General features: G+C 74.4%; 10 protein-coding genes (1 of these 10 running past the window's edge). All 10 read left to right on the top strand.

The features are described 5' to 3' along the window. The first annotated feature begins 155 nt into the window (after positions 1-155). Positions 156-1,355 carry a cytochrome P450 gene (locus ACIBTU_RS32485; protein WP_399130251.1) on the top strand — a complete coding sequence of 400 codons (1,200 nt, stop codon included), beginning with the start codon at positions 156-158 and terminating at the stop codon, positions 1,353-1,355. 11 nt (positions 1,356-1,366) lie between these two features. Beyond that, positions 1,367-1,621 carry a ferredoxin gene (locus tag ACIBTU_RS32480; RefSeq protein WP_399130250.1) on the top strand — a complete coding sequence of 85 codons (255 nt, stop codon included), beginning with the start codon at positions 1,367-1,369 and terminating at the stop codon, positions 1,619-1,621. A 171-nt stretch (positions 1,622-1,792) separates the two neighbouring features. Then, positions 1,793-2,143 carry a YciI family protein gene (locus ACIBTU_RS32475; RefSeq protein ID WP_399130249.1) on the top strand — a complete coding sequence of 117 codons (351 nt, stop codon included), beginning with the start codon at positions 1,793-1,795 and terminating at the stop codon, positions 2,141-2,143. Between the two features lie 109 nt (positions 2,144-2,252). Beyond that, positions 2,253-3,611, top strand: coding sequence for an alpha/beta fold hydrolase (locus ACIBTU_RS32470; protein ID WP_399130248.1), 1,359 nt, complete (start codon positions 2,253-2,255; stop codon positions 3,609-3,611). Positions 3,612-3,678: 67 nt separating this feature from the next. Further along, positions 3,679-4,602: a DUF6039 family protein gene (locus ACIBTU_RS32465; RefSeq protein WP_399130247.1), complete on the top strand. Its 924-nt coding sequence runs from the start codon at positions 3,679-3,681 to the stop codon at positions 4,600-4,602. 14 nt (positions 4,603-4,616) lie between these two features. Next, on the top strand, positions 4,617-5,402 hold the full coding sequence (locus ACIBTU_RS32460; protein ID WP_399130246.1) for an enoyl-CoA hydratase-related protein: 786 nt from the start codon (positions 4,617-4,619) through the stop codon (positions 5,400-5,402). Between the two features lie 26 nt (positions 5,403-5,428). After that, positions 5,429-7,699: an ACP S-malonyltransferase gene (fabD, locus tag ACIBTU_RS32455; RefSeq protein ID WP_399130245.1), complete on the top strand. Its 2,271-nt coding sequence runs from the start codon at positions 5,429-5,431 to the stop codon at positions 7,697-7,699. 73 nt (positions 7,700-7,772) lie between these two features. Continuing rightward, positions 7,773-8,588, top strand: coding sequence for a DUF6039 family protein (locus tag ACIBTU_RS32450; RefSeq protein WP_399130244.1), 816 nt, complete (start codon positions 7,773-7,775; stop codon positions 8,586-8,588). Positions 8,589-8,766: 178 nt separating this feature from the next. Continuing rightward, the gene (locus tag ACIBTU_RS32445) at positions 8,767-22,122 is read left to right on the top strand and encodes an amino acid adenylation domain-containing protein (protein ID WP_399130243.1); all 13,356 of its coding nucleotides are present in this window, start codon (positions 8,767-8,769) and stop codon (positions 22,120-22,122) included. After that, a protein-coding gene (locus tag ACIBTU_RS32440) for an SDR family NAD(P)-dependent oxidoreductase (RefSeq protein WP_399130242.1) crosses the window boundary here: on the top strand, positions 22,119-23,502 show its 5' end (the start). It continues 20,666 nt past the right edge of the window; 1,384 of the gene's 22,050 nt are visible here — the first part of the coding sequence; the start codon lies at positions 22,119-22,121; its stop codon lies beyond the right edge, outside the window. Before ACIBTU_RS32445 ends, ACIBTU_RS32440 begins: the two co-directional genes overlap by 4 nt.

Here is a 23,502-nt window from a genome sequence, read left to right as displayed (position 1 = left end):
GTCGCGAGCGGTCCTGGACCGGCGCTCGAGCCTTCCTGAAGCGGGGCTCGGCGGCGCGTGTTCAAGAGTGAGCGGCGGCCCGCGGGGGCCCGGGGTCACGCTCCCAGGGCGAGGAGGCCCGCGCGGGCCCGTGCTGCGGCGGAGGAGTGGGACAGATGTCGGCTACGAGGCGGGTGCACGCCTATCCCTTCGAGGGCGAGGTGCACGGGCTCGAACTCCATCCCAAGTTCGAGGAGTTGCGGGAGTCGGACCCGCTGGCGCGGGTGCGTCCGCCGTACGGCGGCGAGGGGTGGCTGGTCACCCGGTACGACGACGTGCGCACCGCGAACTCCGACCCCCGCTTCAGCCGCAACCAGATCGGCGAGGACACGCCGCGCACCACGCCGCTGGCCCGGCGCGGCGACACGATCCTGAGCATGGACCCGCCGGAGCACACGCGGCTGCGCAAGCTGGTGTCGAAGGCGTTCACGGCGCGCCGGATGGGCGCGATGCAGGGCTGGCTGGAGGAGTTGTTCGCGGGCCTCCTGGACACGGCGGAGCAGAAGGGCGCTCCGGCCGATGTCGTGCGGGACCTGGCCGAGCCGTTCACCATCGCGGTGATCTGCCGGCTGCTCGGTGTGCCGTACGAGGACCGGGAGAAGTTCCAGCACTGGTCCGAGGTCATCATGTCGACCACGGCCTACACCAAGGAGGAGGCCGTCGCGGCGGACGCGTCGATCCGCGCGTACCTGGCCGATCTGGTGGCGGCGCGCCGCACCGGGGAGCACGACGATCTGCTCCAGGTGCTGGTCTCGGCGCGGGACGAGGGCGACCGGCTCTCGGAGGACGAGCTGATCACCTTCGGGGTGACGCTGCTGGTGGCCGGGCACGAGACGTCCGCGCACCAACTCGCCAACATGATCTACGTGTTGCTGACCCACGAGGACCAGCTGGCGCTGCTGCGCGAGCGGCCGGAGCTGCTGCAGCGGGCGGTGGAGGAGCTGCTGCGGTACGTGCCGCTGGGCAACGGGGTCGGCAACGCGCGCACCGCCCTGGAGGACGTGGAGCTGAGCGGCGGCACGGTGCGGGCCGGTGAGGGCGTGATGGCCGCGGCGGTGAACGCGAACCGTGATCCGCGGATGTTCGACGATCCGGACCGGCTCGACATCACCCGGGAGAAGAACCCGCATCTGGCGTTCGGTCACGGGGCGCACTACTGCCTGGGCGCGCAGCTCGCGCGCATGGAGCTGCGGGTGGCGATCGGCGGCATGCTGGAGCGTTTTCCGGGACTGCGGCTCGCGGTGCCGGCGGACGAGGTCGAGTGGAAGTCCGGCGGACTGTTCCGGGGGCCGCGGCGGCTTCCGGTCGCGTGGTGAGGGAGAACGTGATGGGGGAGAGCGTGATGAGCGGTCAGGAGCAGCAGGCCCGCTGGCGGATCGAGGCCGACGGGCAGGCGTGCATGGGGACGGGTATCTGCGCGGGGGTGGCTCCGCACCGCTTCCAGGTGGTGGACGGGCGTTCGATGCCCTCCGCGGAGGAGTTCCCTCCGGACGACGCGGTGTGGGACGCGGTGGAGTCGTGTCCGATGGAGGCGCTGCGGGTGCGGGACACGGTGAGCGGTGAGCTGCTCGACCTCTCGTGACGCCGCCCCGAGCCCACCCCGAGCACGCCTCAAGCACTTCTCGAGTGCTTCTCGAGCGTGCTGCGTGGGGGATGCTCTTTGCTGGGGTTACCGTCGGAAGTGGTGTGCCCGGCACCGGAGTTCAGCGCAGGGCCGCATCACAGCAAGCGCACCGTGCGACAGGAGAACCGAATGAAGTTCGCGATCGTCATCATCGAGAACGCCGAGTCCCGGCGGCAGATCCAGGAAGACCGCTCCACGTACCGCAAGAGGATCGAGGGCTGGATGGGCCAGCAGGGCCAGGCCGGTGTCCTCGTCGGCGGCGAGGCGTTCGAGACCGAGACCGTCGCCCCGGTGACGGTCCGCCGCGAGGCCGACGGCACCACCCCTCAGGTGATCGAGGGCCCGTTCGCCGGTGACGCCGAGACGCTGGGCGGCTACATCATCGTCGAGGCGGCCGACCGCGACGCCGCCGTGGAGATCGCCAAGACGTGGCCCAACCCCGAGACCCTCGAGGTCCGGCCGCTGTGGACCGCCGCGTAGCCCTCACCGGCGACCGGTCCCGACCCGCGGCCGGGGCATGCCACGGCACCGCCCCGGCCGCGGGCTCCGTGCCCCCGGGCGTGCAGCAGACGAAGGAGAGACGGCCGTCATGACGGACGCGCTGGAGGCATCCGCGACGCACGTATCCGGGACGCACGTATCCGGGACGCAGGTATCCGGGGCGCAGGACGAACAGGGCCCGCTGCGGCCCCTGTTCGACGCCGTGCACGACACCGTCGCCGAGGTGCGGTCCCGGCAGGACGACTACTTCGCCCGGCGGCCCCTGCGTCTGCCCGCCCGACTGCTCGCCGCCGGCAGCGACGAGGCAGCGGCGGCTTCCCTGGCCCGCCTGCTGGGCGACACCTACGCGCTCACCGTCGAGCCGGTCACCGACGAGGTCGAACTGACCGCCGTGGACCGCCTCGCGGCCACCCGCGCCGCCCGCGCCACCCGCTCCGGCCCCCTTCCGGCCGCCGCCCCGCCGTCCGCGCAGGAGGCGGCCGCGCTGGCCCGCCTCCAGAACGAACGGCGCGCCGCCGTCGCGCGGGAGGCCGACCGGATCGGTGCCGCCGCCCCCGAGCGCGTCGGCGTCCTCGGCGGCGTCCTGCCCTACGTCGCGGCCGGGCCCCGCACCGAGGGCGAACCCCCGATCGTCCTCGTCAACGCGCTCGGCATGGGCACCGCCCTGTGGCACCCCCTGATGGCCGTGCTCGCGCCCACCCACCGGGTGCTGACCTGGGCACCGCGCGGCACCGCGCCGGGCACCCGTCCGATGCGGCTGCGCGACCAGGCCGACGACCTCGCCGCCGTCCTGGCCGCCGAGGGAGCACGCGACTGCCACCTGGTGGGCTGGTGCAGCGGCCCCAAGACGGCCCTGGCCTTCCACCGGCGGCGCCCCGGCACCGTCCGCTCGATGGTCTTCCTGCACGGCTCGTTCCGGCACACCGGCGACGCGGCCGGACGTGAACCCGACACCCCCTACGAGCGCAACCTCGAGGAGCTGTGCCGCGCGGTGACCTCCCGGCCCTCCCTCGCCGGCCGGCTGCGCACCCTGTTCACCGGCGTCCCCGCGCCCCTGCCCGACGACGCCCCGCCGCACCGGGCCGCCGAGGAGGTCCTCGCCCGGCCGGCCCGGGCCCTGGACACCGAACTGCTGCGCCCCTTCGGGGACGACGCCGTCCTGGTCGCCTACGCGCGCCAGCTCCTCGACTACTGGGCCGACGACGCGCTGGCCGACGCGGGCGACGTGGACGTGCCGGTGCTGTGCGTGGGCGCCGAGTTCGACCGCATCGCCTCCCCCGAACGCCTCGCGCTCGCCGCCGGCCGCTTCCCCCGGGCCCGCCACGAGCTGCTCGCCGGGGCCACGCACCACTCCATGTACGACCGGCCCGCCGAGGTGGCCGCCGTGCTCACCGACTTCTTCGCGACGGCGGGGCCTCGCTCAATTGTGAGCGGCGTCGGCCGCTGACGCTCCCTAGCGTCGGACTCCAGGGGCTCGTACGCCTCTTCACCAGTGCGACGAAGGAGACTGAGCGATGACCGACGCGGCGAGCGGTGCCCGGAGCGCGTTTCTTCCCGCCCACAGCGGGCCGCTGGGATCCGACTCCGGCCTGCTGCACACCGGCAACGCGGGATTCATCATCCACCGTGCGGGCCAGCTCAACCACGCGTTCCGCGCCCAGGGCCGTCAGTTCGCCACGGACCTGGTCGGCCACCTCAACAAGGTGATGGAGGGCATCGCGACGATCGTCGTGCACGAGGAGATCCTCGGCACCGCCGACCGCCTCCACTGGCTGATCCACATGAAGCAGCCGAACGACTACAGCCGCTTCCTCGAGGTCGCCGACCACGACCGCAGCTTCAAGGAGATCACCGAGGCGGACCGGATCGCCGCCGCCGAGGGCGCCGGCAACTGGGAGCGCATGTTCGTCGAGGGCTCCTTCAAGGAGCGCGTGTACGTGCCGCAGCACGGCCTGGACGAGCACGACGACGACCACGGCCACGACGACCACCACGAGGCGTCGGACACCTTCGTCCCGCCGGCCCGCCACCAGACGGGTCTGCCCGACGACCAGATGCGCAGCTCCGTCGACAGCGGCCTGACGATCCTGCGCACCGCGCAGACCGCGTTCAAGTTCCGCACCGAGGCCCGCGAGTTCGCCTTCGCCTGGGCCCGGGAGGTCAACCGCGCACTCGCCGGCGAGGCCACGGTCTACCTGTACGAGGAGACCTTCGGCCAGCAGGACCGGATCCACTGGATGATCCACCTCGACAGCTTCGACACCTACGGCAAGCTGGTCGAGCTCAGCCGTCACGACGCCGGCTACCAGGCCCTGTTCGGCCGCCAGTTCGTGCCGGACTACAAGGGCGGCGGCGGCTGGGAGCAGACCTTCGTGTCGCCGACCATCCAGGACGTCGTGCTCACGCCGCTGCACGCCGGCTCGCCCTCCTGGTTCTGAGGGCGGACGCGACCGTGACGGCCACCGGCCCGGTCCACGACGGCGTGCGGCTGACGGCACAGCCGCACGTCCTGCGGGTCACGCTCGTCAGTGCCGACGGCCTCAACAGCCTCGGTGGCGGCACGCTCCGGGCCCTGGAGTCGGCCCTCGACCGGGCCGAGGCCGACCCGGACTGCCGGGTGCTGGTCATCGAGGGCTCGGGCGGCACGTTCTGCACGGGCCTCGACTTCGAGGAGGCCGTCACCGACGCCTCGGGCGCCGACCAGGGCGGGGCCGCGTTCCTCGCGCTGATGCGGCGCCTGGGCCGGACCCCGCTCGCGGTCGTCGCCTGCGTGGACGGCCGGGTGGCCGGCGGCGGTGTCGGACTCGCGGCGGCCGCCGACCTCGTGATCGCCACCGAGCGCAGCGAGTTCAGCCTGCCGGAGGCCCTGTGGGGCCTGGTCCCCTGCTGCGTGCTGCCGGTACTGGTGCGGCGCACCGGCTACCAGCCCGCGTACGCGATGGCGCTGAGCACCCAGCCGGTGCCGGCCCGCCGCGCCGCCGAGTTCCGGCTCGTGGACGAGGTCGTGCCGGACCCGGAGGCGTCGGTGCGCCGGCTCCTCGTCCGGCTGACCCGGCTCGACCCCGTCACGATCGGCGAGCTCAAGCGGTACTTCCAGGCGATGTGGTTCACCTCGCAGGACACGGACGAGTTCGCGCTGCGCGAGTTCACCCGGCTGATCGACTCGCCCGTCGCGCGGCGCCGCATCACCGACTACACGACTACGCGGCGGCTCCCCTGGGAGGCGCCGCGGCCCTGACCGGGCCGAGCCAGGAGGACGACGCGATGGTGGCACTGGTGTTCCCTGGGCAGGGATCGCAGCGCAAGGGCATGGGCGACGGGCTGTTCGCCCGCTTCCCCGAACTGACCCGGCAGGCCGACGACATCCTCGGCCATTCGATCGAGGAGCTGTGCCGCACCGGGGGCGAGGGCCGCCTCGACCGCACCGAGTACGCGCAGCCCGCCCTGTTCGTGGTGAGCGCGCTGTCCTGGCTGGCCCGCGACCCGGCCCTGCCCGAGCCCCGGTTCCTGGCCGGGCACAGCCTGGGCGAGTACGGCGCGCTGTTCGCCGCGGGGTGCTTCGACTTCGCCACCGGGGTGCGGCTCGTGCGCGAGCGGGGCGCCCTGATGGGGCGGGTGCAGGGTGGCGGGATGCTGGCGGTGGTCGGCGTCGACGGCGACGAGGTCCCGGGGCTGCTCGCGCGGTCCGGGGCCTCCGGAGTCGACGTCGCCAACTACAACTCGCCCTCCCAGACCGTCCTCTCCGGCCCGCTGGACGAACTGCGCACGGCGTCGGCGGCGTTGTCGCAGCGGCCGGGTGTGCGCTGTGTGCCGGTCCGGGTGAGCGCCGCGTTCCACTCGCGGCACATGCGCCCGGCCGCCCAGGAGTTCACCCGGTTCCTGACCGGATTCACCTTCGCCGACCCGGTCCGCACGGTGGTGTCGGGCGTGACGGCGCGCCCCTACGGCCCCGGCGAGGTCGCCGGTCTGCTGGCCCGCCAGATCGAGAGCCCGGTGCGCTGGTCGCAGACCATGGAGTACCTCGCCGGGCACGGGGTGGACGCGGTCGAGGAGATCGGCCCCGGGCAGGTCCTGACGAACCTGTGGAAGCGCGGCCGCACGGAACGCGCCGCGAGGACGCCCGCCCCGACCGCCTCCGCCACCACGCCTACGGCCCCCGCCCCGGCCGCCACGACTGCCGCACCGGCATCCACCGGTCTGCGGGCCGAGGAGCTGGGCAGCGCGGAGTTCCGCCGCGAGTACGGGATCCGCTACGCCTATCTGGCCGGCGCCATGTTCCGCGGGATCGCCTCCGCCGACCTGGTGATCCGGATGGGCCGGGCCGGACTCATGGGCTTCTTCGGCGCGGGCGGTCTGGCCCTGGACCAGGTGGAGAAGGCCGTCGTACGCATCAAGGAGGCGCTCGGCCCCGACGGCCGCTACGGCGTCAACCTGCTGCACTCCATCGACGACCCCGCGTACGAGCAGGCCGTCGTCGACCTGTGTCTGCGCCACGACGTGCACGACGTGGAGGCCGCGGGATTCACCCAGCTCACCCCGGCCGTCGTCCGGTTCCGCTTCGCCGGGGCGCACCGCGACGCCGCCGGGCGGCCCGTCGCCGTACGGCGGGTGCTGGCGAAGGTGTCGCGGCCCGAGGTCGCCGCCGCGTTCATGGGCCCCGCCCCTGCGCCGATCCTGCGCAAGCTGCTGGCCGACGGGCACCTGACACCGCTCGAGGCCGAGATCGCCGCCGAACTCCCCGTCGCCCAGGACATCTGCGTCGAGGCCGACTCCGGCGGGCACACCGACGGCGGCGCGGCGCTGACCCTGCTGCCCGCGATGCTGCGGCACCGCGACGCGGCGATGACCCGGCACGGCTTCGAGCGCCGGATCAGGATCGGCGCCGCCGGGGGGATCGGGGCGCCGGAGGCGGTCGCCGCCGCGTTCGTGCTCGGCGCCGACTTCGTCCTCACCGGCACAATCAACCAGTGCTCGCCCGAGGCGGGCACCTCCGACGCGGTCAAGGACATCCTCGCCGGACTCGACGTGCAGGACACCGCGTACGCCCCGGCGGGCGACATGTTCGAGATCGGGGCCCGGGTCCAGGTGGTCCGCAAGGGCACCCTGTTCGCGGCGCGCGGCAACAAGCTGTACCAGCTCTACCGCGGCCACGACAGCTGGGAGTCGATCGACCCGGCGACCCGCCGCTCGGTCGAGGAGACCTACTTCAAGCGGCCGTTCGACGAGGTGTGGGCGGAGACCCGCGCCTACCACCTCGGCCAGGGGCGGGACGCGGAGATCGAGAAGGCGGACCGGCTGCCCAAGCACCGGATGGCCCTGGCGTTCCGCTGGTACTTCGCCCGCTCCGTGCGCTGGGCCCTGGAGGGCGATCCGGCCCAGCGCGTCAACTACCAGATCCAGTGCGGCCCGGCGATCGGCGCGTTCAACCACGTGGTGCGCGGGACCGGTCTGGAGGACTGGCGCGCGCGGCACGTCGACCTGATCGCCGAGCGGCTGATGACGGGCGCCGCGGACGTCCTCGGCGCCGTCCGATGACCGCGCGGAACGCGCAGAACCGAAGCACTCGCAGAATACGCAGCACCCTGACACCTGCATACCTGGAGCGATCATGACCGCACTGACCTTCCATTCGACCAACTCCGGTGTGGTCGTGGAGCGCACCGCTCAGCTCAAGCAGGCCCACCGGGCCGAGGGGCGCCGGATCGCCCAGGAGCAGGCCGCCTACCTGAACGAGAAGTTCGCGGGGCAGACGACCGTCACCGTGCACGAGGAGACCTTCGGGACCCGCGACCGGCTGCACTGGCTGGTCAACCTGCCCCGGCTCAGCGGGCACCGGGAGCTGGCCGGGCTGCTCGACGGTGACGAGGGTCCGGCCGCCGACACCGACTGGCAGGGCATGTTCGTGGACGGCTCGTTCACGGAGACGGCGCTGATACCGCAGCACTGGGGCATGTACGGCACGGACGAGGCGCTGCCGGAGGGCACGGTCATCGACGCGGCGGCCCCGGACCTGCGGGTGCCGCCGGCCCAGCGGCAGACGTCGATGAGCGCGGAGCAGACCCTCAACTCGTCGACGGCCGGCTGGATGATCCACCGGGTGGCCCAGCCGAAGTACGCCTTCCGCGCCGAGGCGCGGCTGTTCGCCCGGAAGATCACCGAGTCGATCAACACGCGGCTTCCGGGGATCGCCTCGTCGTTCCTGTACGAGGAGGCGTTCGGCCCCGCGGACCGGGTGCACTGGCTGATCCACATGAAGTCCGAGGACGCCTACTACGACCTGATCGACATGCACATGCGCATGGACGAGGCGACCCGTGCGATCTATCTCGACGAGATCATCGCGCCGGAGAAGGGCGGCGGCACCTGGAACCGTCTCTTCGTGGAGCAGAGCATGGGGGACGTCTCCTTCGCGCCGCTGCGCTAGAGCATCGCTCGCTCCGCGCTCGCCCCGCGCTAGCCCGCCGCTAGCCAACCGCTCACCGTCCGCTCACCCTTCGCTCGCCGCCCGCGGAACCGCTCACTTCTGAGCGGGGCCGCGGGCGCGCCGCTTCCTAGGGTGCGTCACGGCGCAGCAACCGTGGTCTTTCCCAGGGGGAGCGGATATGGAGCCTGGAACCAGCCCGGCGGGGCAGCAGGACGAGATCGGCGACGGCCTCGCCGCGCGGGTCACGGACGTGGTCGTCCGGGTCCTGTCCGAGGCCCGGCCGGATGCGGGACCCGCGCACGCCGGCACCGAGGTGGGCCGCCTGGCCCTCGACTCGATGACGGCGGCCCGGCTGTGGCTCGCGGTGCAGGGCGAGTGCGCGGCCGACGTGCCGCTCGGCTGGCTCGCGGAGGCGGACACGATCGGCGCTTACGCGCGCCGGGTCGCCGAGCATGCGGCCGGTGCGGCGGGCCCCGGGGACAGCGAGGACACCGGCGCCGCGGTCGGCGCGCGGGTCGTCTCGGATCCCGGCGCCCGGTACGAGCCGTTCCCGCTGACGCCGTTGCAGGAGTCGTACCTGATCGGCAAGGAGCCGGAGCTGCAGGCGGACGCGGCGGGCTGTCACCTGTACCGCGAGTTCGACGTCCCGGCGCTGGACGCGGACCGGCTGCGGGCCGCCTGGCAGCGGCTGGTCGAGCACCACGACATGCTGCGGGCGATCGTCACCGACGACGGCCGCGCGCGGATAGCCGAGCGGGCCCCCGCGTGGGAGATGCCGGTGCGCGAGAGCGCGGACCGTGCCGCGTTCGGCGCGACCGCGACCGCCGTGCGGGCCCGGATGTCCCACCAGCTGTTCGCCGCCGACGCCTGTCCCCCGTTCGCGATCGAGGTGACCCTCGGCCCGGACGGCGCGGGCCGCGTCCACTTCGGCATCGACGCGATGGTCACGGACGGCCAGGGCCTGGACCTGCTGACCACTCAGTGGGAGGCGTGTTACGCCGACCCGCAGCACATACTTCCCGCACCGGCGGCCTCGCTGTCGGTGCGGGACTGCGTCGTGGCCCTGGACGCGGCCCGCGGCGGCGCCGCGCACCGCCGCGACCTGGAGCACTGGGTGCGCCGGCTGGGCGAACTGCCGGGAGCCCCGGGCCTGTTCACCGAGGCCGGGCCGGAGCGGGGTGCGGGGCTGTCGTGCGTGCGCCGCAGCAGCCGCACCGCGCGCCTGTCGCCCGCCGAGTGGGACGCGCTGCGCGAGCGGGCGGAGGCGCTGGGCGTCTCGCCGACCTCGCTGGTGCTGACGGTGTTCACCGAGGCCCTGGACCGGCACGGTGACCAGCGGCCGTACTCGGTCGTGGTCACCACGAGCCGGCGTCCGCAACTGCCGTCCGGCGCCGACCTGTTGGTGGGACCGTTCACGGCGACCACGTTCGCGGAGGCGGTGCCCTCGGGCCGGCACACGTTCGAGGAGGCGGCCAGGCTCACGCACGCCGGGCTGTGGGAGGCACTGGAGCACTCCTCGGTGTGCGGGGTGAGCGCGCAGCGGGCCCTGCGCGGCCGCGGCGCCGGGCCCGGGCCGCTGCCCGTGGTGTTCACGAGCATGCTCGACACGGCGGGCCGCCCGCGCGAGCGGGGCTTCGGGGCGGCGCCGGTGTACGCGGTCAGCCAGACCACCGGGGTGTGGCTCGACCATCAGATGTGGGAGCAGGACGGCGCGCTGCACGTGCGCTGGGACACGGCTGACGCGTGCTTCGCGCCGGGCACGGTGGACGCCGCGTTCGCGTCGCTGTGCAACGGGCTGCGGGCGGCCGCGGTGGACGGCCCGGCCGACGAGCGGCCGCTGAACGACCTTCAGCAGGCGTACTTCGTGCCGCGGGCGGCCGGTGAGCCGGGTCCGTGGCGCGGCTGCCAGGTCGTGGTGTCGTACGAGACCGAGGAACGGGTGGACCCGCTGCGGCTCGAGTCGGCCGTGGTGCGGCTGGCGGAGGCGCACGAGGTGCTGCGCTCGGCCGTCACCGAGGACGGCGCCGTGGCGGTGCGGGCGCGGGCGCCGCGCCGCTGGGCGGTGCCGGTGCTCGAGGGCGTCCCGGCGGACACGGTGCGCGAGGCGATGGCGGCGTCCCCGTTCCCGCTGGGGCGGCATCCGCAGTTCGAGGTGCGGGTGGTGCGCGGCGAGGCGGGCGACACGGTGCTGCTGTCGGTGGACCTGACGCTGGCGGACGCCCGCAGCATCCATCTGACGGGCCGTGAACTGATGCGCCTGTACGCCGATCCGTCGGCGGAGCCCGTTCTCGTACGGGCCCCCGGCACGGACGCCGGCACGGACGAGGCCGGCGCGGACGGGCACTGGGGGCGGGTGCTGCGGGATATGCCGCCGGGGGTGCCGCTGCCGGAGCCGGACGCGGCGGCGGGGCCCGAGCGCCGGGTGCGGCTCGACGGTGCGGCCCTCGCGCTGCGGCCGCTGGCCGAATGGTGCGAGCGGCACGGTGTGGGCCTGGACGCGGCGCTGCTCACGGCGTTCACCGATGTGCTCGCCGAGCGGTTCGGGGCGGACTTCGCGGTGCCGGTGGTCCGCTGGGACCACGCGCTGGACGCGCGGCGGCCCGGCGAGTTCACGAAGCTGAGCTGGCTGCCGTGCGCGCCGCGCGAGCTGCCGTTCGCGCAGCGGGCGCGTATCTACCAGGACGCGCTGGAGCGGGACGCGGCGGTGGCGGGCAGCGGCCTGCCCGAGCTGCGCCGCGCCGTGGCGCGCTCCGGCGGCGCGGGCTACCCCGTCGTCTACACCTGCGTCCTGGACCTGACCGGCCGCCCGCTGCCGGGCGCGGTGCGCGAAGGGCCGTGGCTGAGCTGCACCCCGGACGTGTTCCTGGACTGCATCACGACGCTCGACGCGGGCCGGCTGCGGCTGTCCTGGGACACCGCGGAGGGGCATGCGCCGCAGGAGGGCCTGGGCGAGCTGTACGAGGCGTACGCGCGGGCCGTGACCCGGCTCGCCGAGGACGACGGGGCCTGGCGTGAGACGGCGGCCCCGGCGGCCGTGAAGAGCACGGTCGAGGACCGCACGGCCGACGGCGGCACGGTCGAGGACGGAGTGCCGGTGGGCGCGGAGCTGCACAAGATCCTGCACACGTGGAACGACACGGAGTTCCCGTTCGACGGCGAGCGGCTGATACACCGGCCGTTCGAGGAGCGCGCGGCCGCGCAGCCCGAGGCGGAGGCCCTGCGCTGGCGCGGCGGGTCAATGACGTACCGGGAGCTGAACCGGCGGGCCAACCGCATCGCGGCCCGGCTCGCCGGACAGGGCGTGGGCCCGGAGACGGTCGTGGCGGTCAGTGTGCCGCGCGGGCCGATGATGGTCGCGGCGGTGCTCGGCATCCTCAAGGCCGGCGGCGTCTACCTGCCGATGGAGCCCCACCTTCCGGCCGAGCGCGCGGCGGTCATCCTGGAGGAGGCCCACGCCGAGGCGGTCGTCGTCACCGCGGACCGCGACGGCTGGCCGGTACCGGCCGGCTGCCCGAGCGTGTGCGCGGACGACGCCGTCGCGGGCCCGCACCCGGCGGACGCGGACGAGAACCCGGAGCCGGCGGCGCAGCCGCACAACACGGCGTACATCATCTTCACGTCGGGCAGCACGGGCCGGCCCAAGGGTGTCGCGGTCGCGCACCGGCCGGTCCTGAACCTGCTCAACTGGTGCGAGCGCACCTTCGGCTTCGGGCCCGGCGACATGGGTCTGTGCGTGACCTCGCTCGGCTTCGACCTGTCGGTGTTCGACGTGTTCGGACTGCTCGGCGCGGGCGGCGCGCTGTACATCGCGGACGCGGAGCAGCAGCGCGACCCGGGCCTGCTGCTCGATGTGCTCGTCGAGGAGCCGGTCACCTTCTGGAACTCGGCGCCGACCACGCTCGCCCAGGTGGGCGCGCTGCTCGACGGGGTGCGCGGCGGCTCCGGGACCGGCGATCTGCGGCTGGTGTTCCTCAGCGGCGACTACACGCCGCTGTCGCTGCCGGACGAGGTCAGGGCCGTGTTCCCGGGCGCCGACATCATCAGTCTGGGCGGCGCCACCGAGGCGACGGTGTGGTCCAACTGGTTCCGGGTCGGCGCGATCGATCCGGCGTGGCGCAGCATCCCGTACGGCAGGCCGATCGACAACTGCCGCTATCACGTGCTGGACGCGCAGATGCGGCCGTGTCCGGTGGGTGTCGAGGGCGATCTGTACATCGGCGGCGTGTGTCTCGCGCTCGGGTACGTCAACCAGCCCGAGCTGACCGCGGACCGCTTCGTACCGGACCCGTTCCACGACGATCCGCAGGAGCGGCTCTACCGGACCGGGGACCGGGCGCTGTACTACCCGGACGGGAATCTCAGCTTCCAGGGCCGCTCGGACGGTCAGGTGAAGATCCGCGGTTTCCGTGTCGAGACGGGCGAGATCGAGCACCGGCTGCGGGCCCACGACGGGGTCAAGGAGGCCGTGGTCCTGCCCCGCGAGGACGGGTCGGGCGACCGCACGCTGGTGGCGTACGTGGTGGCGCGGCCCGAGGCGGCGCCGTCGGCGCGGGAGCTGCGGTCGTTCGCGGGGCAGACGCTGCCCGAGTACATGGTGCCGAACTTCATCGGTTTCCTGGCCCAGTTCCCCGCCACCTCGAACGGGAAGCTGGACCGGGCGGGGCTGCCCTGGCCGCTGGGCAAGGAGCATCTGACGGCGCCGGAGACCGGTGCCGCCGCGTCGGACAGCCCGGCCGCAGCGCCTGCCGCCGCGGAGCAGTCCGCCCAGCCGTCCGCGGCGGAGGCGATCGTGGCCGCGGAGGTGCCCTCGATCGAGGATCTGCGCGAGCGGATCGCCGGGATGTTCGCGCAGACGCTGGGGACGGGTGCGGTGGATCCCGACGCCGACCTGTGGGACCAGGGGGCGACCTCCTTCACGATGGTCCGAGTCTCGGGCTCCCTGCAGAAGGCGTACCAGGAGCGCTTCCCGGTGTCGGCGCTGCTGGACAATCCGACGGTCGACGCGATCGCCCGCTGGGTGCACTCCCGGCTGGGCGGCGGCGAGGCCCCGATCGCGGTGCCTGTGCCGGAGCCGGAGCCTGTACTGGTGGCCGAGCCTGTACCGGAGCCGGTGCCGGTGGCTGAGCCGGAGCCGGTGCGGGCCGCTGCCTCGGAGGTGCCGCCGGACTCGGTGGACTTCTTCTCGGCCGAGGAGCGCGAGCGGTTCAAGAAGCGGCACTGGAACCGGCGGTCCGAGGAGCCTGGTCTGACCGAAGTGGCTCTGCCCGAGGCCGAGTTCGAGCCCGAGCTGTTCGCCTGGCGGTCCAGCCGGCGGGACTTCCTCGACCGGCCGGTGGAGCACCGCGCGTTCGCGCGCCTGCTCGGCCTGCTGCGCCAGGCGACCGGCCCTGAGGGGACCGGCGCCCTGTACCCGTCGGCCGGCGACACCTACTCCGTACAGGTCTATCTGCATCTGACGCCGGACGCCGTCGAGGGCCTGGACGCCGGGCTGTACTACTACGACGCCGCCCGCCACACGCTGCGCCTGCTGCGGCCCGGTGTCCGCCCGGACCGCGGGACGCACTTCTACTACAACCGGCCGGTGTTCGACCGCTCCCGGTTCGGGATCTACCTGTTCGGCCAGCGGCACGGGATCGAGCCGCTGTACGCGGACGAGAGCCTGCGCTATCTCACCCTGGAGTCCGGCTACATGGGTGAGCTGCTGATGCTGGGGCAGGCCGCGCACGGCGTGGGCCTGTGCCCGATCGGCGCCCTGAACACGGACGAGCTGCGCGAACAACTGGGCCTGGACGAGGGCCATGTGTTCCTTCAGGCCTTCCTGGGCGGCGCCGCCGCGCACCCGGCCCGCTCCGGGCACGGCACCGCGCCGTTCTTCGCCGAGCCTGTGCGGTCGGCGGCCGAGCCGGTCCTCGACAACGCCGAAGCCGCCGAACACCACGAACACCGCGAACATGCCGAACATCCCGAACACCCCGAACACGCCGCCGAGCCGACGGCCGTGATCGGCATGGCCGGCCGCTTCCCCGACGCCCCGGACCTGGAGACCTTCTGGGACGGTCTCGTCACGGGCCGCAGCGCCGTCGCCGAGGCACCCCCGACCCGCCCCGAGGCGGCCCCCGAGGGAGCCCGCGCGGTCGGCGGCTTCCTGCCGCACATCGACCGGTTCGACAGCCTGCACTTCCACGTGTCGCCGCAGGAGGCACCGGACGTGGACCCGCAGGCACGGCTGATGCTGGAGACGGTCTGGCAGTGCCTCGACGACGCCGGGCACACCGCGGAGTCCCTGCGCACGTCCGCGGGGCGGGTCGGCGTATTCATGGGCGCCATGTGGCACGACCACCGGCAGCAGGGCGCCGACCGGTGGCAGGCGGGCGACAGCGCGCAGATCGCCGCGGCCGGCTCCGACATCGCCAACCGGATCTCGCACTTCTTCGACTTCCGCGGCCCCAGCCTCGCCGTCGACACGTCCTGCTCCTCGTCGTTCGCCGCGCTCCACCTGGCCGTGGAGAGCCTGCGCCGCGGAGAGTGCGGCGCGGCCGTCGTCGGCGCCGTGAACCTGCTGGCCCACCCCTACCACTGGGGGCTGCTCGACGGCCTCGAACTGCTCGCCGCCGACGCCTCGCCCGCCGCGTTCGCGGCCGAGGGCAGCGGCTGGCACCCGGGCGAGGGCATCGGCGTCGTGCTGCTGCGCCCGGCCGGAGCGGCCCGCCGCGCCCGGGACACCGTGCACGGTGTCATCGAGGGCACCCGCGTCGGCCACGCGGGCCGCGCACCGCGCTACGGCGCTCCGCACACCGAGGCCCTCGCGGACTCCCTGGCCCGCGCCCTCGCGGACGCCTCGGTGATCCCCGACGACGTCGACTACGTGGAGTGCGCCGCGGCCGGCGCGGGCATCGCCGACGCGGCGGAGCTGGAGGCGCTCGGCTCCGTGCTCGCCCGGTGCGCGGGCACCGCCCCGGTGCCGGTCGGCACACTGAAGCCCAACATCGGCCATCTGGAGGCCGCTTCCGGCATCTCGCAGCTGATCAAGTCGCTGCTGCAACTGCGGCACGGGCAGATCGCGCCGACCCGCGTGGCCGCCGAGCGGAGCCCGCTCGTGGACTGGGACGCGCTGCCGGTCGAACTGGCCGACACCCCGCGCCCGTTGCGCCCGCGCGCGGCCGACGGCCGGGCCACGCTGCTCATCAACGCGGTCGGCGCGACCGGCTCGTACGGCCATGTGGTGCTCCGCGCCCCCGGGCCCGACACCACGGCGCCGGACGCGGACGAGCGCACCGGCACGACGGCGGACGCGGCCGGGCGGGCCCCGCACACCGTGGTCCTGTCGGCCGGTTCGGCCGACGGTCTGCGGGTGGCGGCCGGGCGGCTGCGCGAGCACCTGGCGGGCGCGGGCCGCACCGCCCGGCTCGCCGACGTGGCCTGGACGCTCCAGACCGGCCGGGCCTCCCTCGCCCACCGCCTGGCGCTGAGCGCCGACAGCACCGAGGGGGTCCGGGCCGGACTCACCGCGTTCCTCGACGGGCGCCCCTACCCGGGCCTGGCCTCGGGCGTCGGCGACCCGGCGCTCGCCGCGGCACCGGCACGGGCGGACGACGTGCGGCAGGCCGTGGACGACTGGCTGCGCGGTCACCGGGTGGACTTCGCCCGGCTGTGGCCGGCCCCGGGCCGCCGCGTCCCGCTGCCCGTCCATGTCTTCGCACCGGTACCCCACCCGGTCGCGGCCCCCGCCGCCCGGCAGCCCCGTACCGCTCCCGTCAGCCCTGAGCCTCCGACGCCGGTCACCGTGTCCGCGGACCCGCGGGACGGACGGGACCAGGACGGGGACCGGGACCGGGTGCGGCGCTACGTCATCGAGTGCTTCGCCGACGCGAGCGGCATCGCCGCCGACCAACTGCACGCGCGGGTCCCGCTGGAGCACTACGGGCTCAGCTCCCGGCTGGTGGCCCGGTTCAACAAGCGGCTGCGGCGGGACGTCGAGGGCGCGTCCAGCACCGTCCTGTTCGAGTACGCCGACCTCGCCGGGGTGGCCGAGCACCTGGCGGCCCACCACGAAGGCCCCTGGTCGGAGCGGCCCGCCGGGAACGGTCCGGCGCCCCACACAGAGGCACAAACAATCCCGCAAACAACACTCCAAACATCTCAGCGATCATCTGAACAATCAGAGTTGCAAACAACTCAGCAACCAATAAGGCAAACAGAGCGGCGAGCCGAACCCGCGACCGCGGCGGAGCCGATCGCCGTCGTCGGGATCGCGGGGCGCTACCCGGGTGCCCGGGACCTGGACGCGTTCTGGAGCAACCTGGCCGGCGGGGTCGACAGCATCGGGCCGCTGCCCGCCGAACGGGCCCGCGAGGGCTGGCCCGTCGACCGGATGTGGGGCGGGTTCCTCGACGGCGTGGACCGCTTCGACAGCCTGTTCTTCGGCATCACCCCGCGCGACGCCCAGCTGATGGACCCCCAGGAGCGGCAGTTCCTCGAGGTGGTCTGGGAGACGCTGGAGGACGCCGGCTGCACCCGGGCCCGGATCCGCGAGCGGCTCGACTCCCGGGTGGGTGTGTTCGTCGGCACGATGTACAACGAGTACCCGTTCTTCGGCGTCGAACGGTCGCTGACCGGGGAGGCCGCCGACACCGGTTCCGCGGTCGCCGGCATCGCCAACCGGGTGTCGTACTTCCTCGATCTGCACGGCCCGAGCCTGGCCGTGGACACCATGTGCTCGTCGTCGCTGACGGCACTGCACCTGGCGGTGGAGAGCCTGCGCCGCGGCGAGTGCGCGGCCGCGCTCGCGGGCGGGGTCAACCTGTCGCTGCATCCGCACAAGTTCCGCCAGCAGGACCGGCTGAAGATGGCGTCCAGCGACCACCGCTGCCGCAGCTTCGGCGCCGGCGGCGACGGCTTCGTCCCCGCCGAGGGGGTCGGCGCCGTGCTGCTCAAGCCGCTGTCGGCGGCCGAGGCCGACGGGGACCGGATCCACGCCGTCATCCGGGGCACGGCCGTCAACCACGGCGGCAAGACCAACGGTTACATGGTGCCCAACCCGGTCGCCCAGGGCGATCTGGTCCGCGCGGCGCTGCGCCGCGCGGGCGCCGACCCGGCCACCATCGGCTACCTGGAGGCGCACGGCACCGGCACCCGGCTGGGCGACCCGGTGGAGATCAACGGCCTGAACCGGGCGTTCGCGCAGGCGGCGACCGAGGCTGCCGCGGGGCACCGGGCCATCGGCTCGGTGAAGTCCAACATCGGGCACGCGGAAGCGGCCGCCGGCATCGCCGGGCTGACCAAGGTGATCCTCCAGCTCCGCCACCGCAGGCTCGTGCCGTCGCTGCACGCCGAGGAGCTCAACCCGGCCGTGGACTGGGCCGGTTCACCCTTCGAGCTGGTCCGTGAGGGTCGCCCGTGGGAGGCGCTCACCGGCCCGGACGGCGCCGTACTGCCGCGCCGCGCGGGCCTGAGCGCCTTCGGGGCGGGCGGGGCCAACGCCCATGTCGTCGTGGAGGAGTACGTCCCCTCCCCCACCTCGGACACGTACGCCGACACGGGTACGGGTACGGGTACGGGTACGGGTACGGCCCAGTTGATCGTGCTGTCGGCCTTCGACGAGGACCGGTTGCGGGCGATGGCGGCCCGGCTGAGCGAACGCCTCGGCGACCGGTCCGGTGACGCCACCGGCGACCCGGCCGGCCTGGGCGACATCGCGTACACCCTGCAGTGCGGTCGCGAACCGCTGCGCGAGCGGCTGGCGGTGGTCGCGCACGACGTGCCGGAGCTGCGCCGCGCCCTGGACCGGTTCGTCTCCGGTGACGCGACGGGCTGCGTGCACGCCCGCACTCCCGGCGGAGACCTCCCCGAGGGCCCGCTGTCCGGCATCGACCCGGCGGCGGACCGGGAGGCGGAGCTGCTGCGCCTGGCCCGTCACTGGGCGGCGGGCGGCGCGGTCGACTGGGCCGGACTGCACCCCGTGCGGCGCCGCCCCGTCTCGCTGCCCTCCTACCCGTTCGCCGGTGACCGGCACTGGCTCCCCGAGCCCGCGGCCGTACCCGTACCCCTCACCAAGACCGCTGCGCAGAGCGCCGCGCCCGCGCCGAGCCCTTCGGGGACGGCCCTGTTCGGCCGCACCTGGCGGACCGCCCCGGCGCTCGCACCGGCGCAGGACATCGAGGGGCGCGTCGTCTGTGTGTTCGCCGCGCCCGGCGAACCCGTGGCCCGCGCGCTGCTCGCCCGACTGGGCCCGGACCGGGTCACGCTCGTCCGGGCCGGTGCCGACGCCGGGGACGGCGTGCCCGCCATCGGCGACGAGGCCACGGCCGCGGCGTTCGCCGAGGGCCTGCGGGCGGACGGCCCAGGCGCCGTGGACGGCATCGTCGACCTCACCGACCTCGGCCGCACGGGCACCGAACCCGCGAACGTGTGGACCGCGCGGCTCGTGCTGCTGCGCCGTACCGTGCGCGCCCTGCGCGGGCGCGGCTGCCGCGTCCTGCACGTGACCGAGGGCCTGCACGCCCCGTCGGGCGGCACCCCGTCGCTCGCCGGCGCCCGGATGGCGGGCTTCGTGCGGATGCTCGACGCGGAGTACCGGCGGGTCACCGGCACCGTGCTCGACCTGGACCTGGAGGCCTGCGGGCCGCGGGCGGCGGCCGGGCACATCGTGGCCGAGTACACCGCCGCGCACGGCCCGCGCGAGGTCTCCGTACGGGCCGGGGTGCGGCACCGCGCCGACCTGGTGGCGCTGCCCGACGACGGGGACCGGCCGCTGCGCCCCGACCCGTACCGCGCCTACCTCGTCACCGGCGGCACCCGCGGCATCGGCGCCCGGGTGGCCCGGCTCCTCGTCCGGCGCGGCGCCCGGCGGATCGCCCTCACCGGCGCCCGCCCGCTGCCGCCCCGCGACCGGTGGCCGCTCCTCGACCGGGGCACGCCCGAGGCCGAGACGGCTGCCCTGGTCGGCGAACTGGAGTCCCTGGGCGCCCAGGTGCTGGTGCACTCCGGCCCGCTCAGCGAGCGCGAGCGCACCGACGCCTTCCTGCGCCAGGTGCGCGAGCGGCTGGGGCCGGTCGGCGGTGTCGTGCACTGTGCGGGCCGCGCGCCCGTGGGCCGGCCGTCGTTCATCGGCAAGGACCTCGCCGACTTCGCGCCCGTCCTCGAACCGAAGACGACGGGCCTGGAGGTCCTGGACGAGCTGTGCGCGGACGACCGCCCGGACTTCTTCGTGCTGTTCTCCTCGCTGTCGGCCCTCGCGCCCGGACTCGCCGCCGGTGTCCTCGACTACGCCGCGGCCAACGCCTTCCTCGACTGCTACGCCGACCACCGGGCGCGCTCCGGCCGCCCGGGGTTCCGCTCGATCGCCTGGCCCACCTGGAGCGAGTCCGGGATGGGCACGGGCCGGCCCGACAGCTGCGCGCCCGTGGGCGTGGGGCCGCTCGGCGACGAGGAGGGACTGCGCGCCCTGGAACGGGTGCTGGCCCTGCCCGCCGGGCTGCCGGCCCGCGTGGCGGTGTGCCCGCCGCTCGACGGTGTGCCCGCCGACCCGGCGCTCCTGCTCGGCTCCCGTGACGGCGTAGACCCGGGCGCCGGCACAGATCCGGACGCCGCGGCCGGTCCCGTACCCGTACCCGAACCGTCACCGGCGGGGGCCACTCAGCCCCTGCCGCTCGTCCCCGAGGAGTCCCTCATGGCGCAACCCGTCGCCGGACCGCCCTGGCTGGCCGCGGTGTTCAGCGAACTCCTCGCGATCCCCGAGGACGCCCTCGACCCGACGGCGCTCCTGGGCGACCTGGGTGTGGAGTCCGTCCTGCTCGGGGAGATCCTGCTGCGGCTGGAGGAGCGGACGGGCCTGAGTCTGGATCCGGCGATCCTGCTCGACCACCCCACGCTCGAACGCCTGGGCCGCCATCTGCTGTCCCTCGGTGTGCCGGCCGGTCCGCCCGCCGCACCCGCGCAGCCGGTCCCCGCAGCCGCTCCGGCGGTGTCCGGGGCGTCCGCCGCGGACACCGCCGGGAAGGTCGCGATCGTCGGGCTCGCCTGCCGGTTCCCCGGGGCGCCGGACGCCGCCGCCTTCCAGCGCAACCTGCTGGACGGGGTGTGCTCGGTGACCGAGGTCCCGGCGTCGCGCTGGGACACCGGCGCGCTCTACCGGGCCGAGCCGGAGCCGGGCAGCAGCATCAGCAAGTGGGGCGGCTTCCTGGACGGCATCGAGGACTTCGACGCCGAGGCGTTCGGCATGGGCGAGGACGAGGCGCGCTGCCTCGACCCGGCCGTGCGCCTGTTCCTGGAGGGCGCCGCCGACTGTCTGGCGGACGCCGGGTACGCGACGCGGGAGCTCGCGGGCCGGGACGTGGGCGTGTTCGCCGGGGCCCGTCTCTCGCAGTACGGGCGCCGGGTCGGCGAGCGGCGCGGGGCCGTGGGCATGGGCTCCGACCAGAACTTCATCGCCGCGCGGGTCGCCCACCACTTCGATCTGCACGGCCCCAACCTCGTGGTGGACAGCGCCTGTTCGTCGTCCCTGGTGGCCCTGCAGCTGGCCTGCCGGAGCCTGCTGGACGGGGAGTCGGAGCTGGCGCTCGCCGGTGGTGTCGACATCCTCCTGGACGAGGAGCCGTATCTCGAGTTCAGCGCGGCCAAGGCGCTGTCCCGGCACGGTCGTTGCGCCACCTTCGACGAGAGCGCCGACGGTTTCGTACCGGGCGAGGGCTGTGGCGTCGTCCTGCTCAAGCCGCTGGAGCGGGCGCTCGCCGACGGCGACCGGGTGCACGCCGTGATCGACGCGGTCGCGGTGAACAACGACGGCCGCACCATGGGTCTGACCACGCCCAATCCGGTGGCGCAGGCCAAGGTCGTCCGCCGGGCCCTGGCGGCGGCCGGCCGGCGGCCCGACGAGGTGGGTCTGATCGAGGCCCACGGCACGGGCACGATGATCGGCGACCCCATCGAGCTGCGGGCGCTGACCGAGGTGTTCCGTGAGGACACCGCGCGCTCCGGTTTCTGCGCGATCGGCAGCGTCAAGACGAACGTCGGGCATCTGCTGAGCGCGGCGGGCATGGCCGGGCTCCTCAAGACGGTGCTGGCCGTGCGGGACGGGCGGATCGCGCCGACGCTGTTCTGCGAACGCCCCAACCCCCGCTTCGACTTCGCGGCCTCCCCGTTCGCCCTGAGCCGGGCCGCCCGCGCGTGGACGGTGGAGCCGGGCCGGGTGCGGGTCGGCGGGGTGAGCGCCTTCGGGCTCGGCGGCACCAACGCCCACGCCGTCGTCAGCCAGCTGGACCCGGTGCTCGCCGCCGCGCACCGGCCGCGCCCGGCCCTGCCCGCGCCGGTCTACCGCAAGCGCCGGCTGTGGCTGGAGGCCCCGGGAGCGACGCCGCCGGCCGCACCGCCGCCGCCCGCCTCGCCGGCCGCTCCCGCGCCGGCCGCCCCGCGCCCCGTGCCGGGTGCCTCGATCCTCGGCCTGACCTTCGAGGAGCCCACGACCGCTCCCGGTCGCGCCCCCCTCACCCCGACCGGCGCCGACACCGCGGCGTCGCAGGAAGGACGGAAGTGGTGAACGAGTCCTCCACGCCCCAGCCGGGCCAGGAGCTGGTGTGCCATCTCGTGCTGGAGCACAGCGACTTCATCATGCAGAACCACCGGGTGCACGGGGTGTCCGTCATGCCGGGGGTGACCTTCCTCGACATCGTCTTCCGCATCCTGCGCGACCGGGGCTTCGACACGGCGCGGGCCGAGCTGCGCAACGTCCTGTTCCACGAGGCGATCGCCACCACCGAGGGCAGTGACCGCGACATCCGCGTCACGGTGTCCACGTCCACGGACGGCAGCCGCTGGATCACGGCCGAGAGCCGCCGCCGCGAGAACGGCGCGGCCGTCTCGGAGTACCGGGAGAACTTCCGGGGCGAACTCGTCCTGCTCGACCGGCCCGAGCCCGGACCGATCGACCTGGACCGGCTGCGCACGACGGCCCGCCGGGTGAGCGACCTCGACGACATGTACGCGCGGGCGCGGGCCGAGGAGATCCGGCACGGCTCGGCGATGCGCTGCTACGGCCGGCTCTACCACGGCGACGGCGAACTCCTGGCGGAGCTGGGCCTGGACGAGGAGGCCGCCGCCCTCGACACCCACTTCCATCTGCACCCGGCGAAGATGGACTGCTCCACGATCGCCGCGTTCGCCCAGGTCCCGCCGCCGGACCAGGACCCGTTCATCCCGGTGTTCATCGAGTCGTTCCGGGCGCCGCGCCCGCTCACCGGAGTCGCGTACGCGTACATGCCGCGGCCGGAGACGTACGCGCAGTCGGGCGACATCATGCACAACGACTGTCTGCTGTACGACGGCGAGGGCCGCTTCCTCGCCTCGTTCACCAAGCTGACCTGCAAGCGCATCCGCAACCCCGAACTGATCACCCGCCTGGTCGAGGCCCCGGCCACGACCGTGCCCGCGCCCGCCCCGGCCCCCGTCTCCCCCGCCCCCGGGGCCGAAGGTGGCGCCGGGGCGGGCGGCGCGGACGCGGTGCGCGCCCACCTGCGCGCGCTCGCCGGGGAACTCCTCGGCCGGCCCGCCGGTGAGATACGCACCGACACCGGCTTCTACGACCTGGGCCTCGACTCCGGGCACATGCTGGACATCAGCCGCCGCCTGGAGGAGTACGTCTGCGCGCCGCTGTACCCGACGCTGCTGTTCGAGTTCTCCGACATCGACTCGCTCGCCGCGCATCTGTACGCGGAGTTCGGGGCGCAGGTGCGCAGCGCGGCGGCGCGGGAGACCGTCTCCGTCCAGGAGAAGACCGAGGCCGCCGCCGGGACCACCGAGGCCACAGAAGTCACGGAGGCCACAGAGGTCGCGGAGGTCGCCCCCGTGCTCGGTGTGCGCCGGCCCGTGTGGACGCCGCTGCCGGTCGAGGGGCCGTCCGCGCCGGACGCGGACGGTCCGG

This window comes from Streptomyces sp. NPDC050145, from assembly GCF_044460245.1.
Taxonomy (GTDB): domain Bacteria; phylum Actinomycetota; class Actinomycetes; order Streptomycetales; family Streptomycetaceae; genus Streptomyces.
The sequence above is the reverse complement of the archived record's forward strand: the minus strand, read 5'-3'. Positions and strand labels throughout refer to the sequence as shown.

What these genes read in the sequence shown, in the direction of transcription:
- ACIBTU_RS32465 (WP_399130247.1), top strand. Translation starts at nt 3,679, where the DNA reads ATGACCGACGCGGCGAGCGGTGCCCGGAGCGCGTTTCTTCCCGCCCAC.
- ACIBTU_RS32470 (WP_399130248.1), top strand. Translation starts at nt 2,253, where the DNA reads ATGACGGACGCGCTGGAGGCATCCGCGACGCACGTATCCGGGACGCAC.
- ACIBTU_RS32445 (WP_399130243.1), top strand. Translation starts at nt 8,767, where the DNA reads ATGGAGCCTGGAACCAGCCCGGCGGGGCAGCAGGACGAGATCGGCGAC.
- fabD (WP_399130245.1), top strand. Translation starts at nt 5,429, where the DNA reads ATGGTGGCACTGGTGTTCCCTGGGCAGGGATCGCAGCGCAAGGGCATG.
- ACIBTU_RS32485 (WP_399130251.1), top strand. Translation starts at nt 156, where the DNA reads ATGTCGGCTACGAGGCGGGTGCACGCCTATCCCTTCGAGGGCGAGGTG.
- ACIBTU_RS32475 (WP_399130249.1), top strand. Translation starts at nt 1,793, where the DNA reads ATGAAGTTCGCGATCGTCATCATCGAGAACGCCGAGTCCCGGCGGCAG.
- ACIBTU_RS32450 (WP_399130244.1), top strand. Translation starts at nt 7,773, where the DNA reads ATGACCGCACTGACCTTCCATTCGACCAACTCCGGTGTGGTCGTGGAG.
- ACIBTU_RS32480 (WP_399130250.1), top strand. Translation starts at nt 1,367, where the DNA reads ATGGGGGAGAGCGTGATGAGCGGTCAGGAGCAGCAGGCCCGCTGGCGG.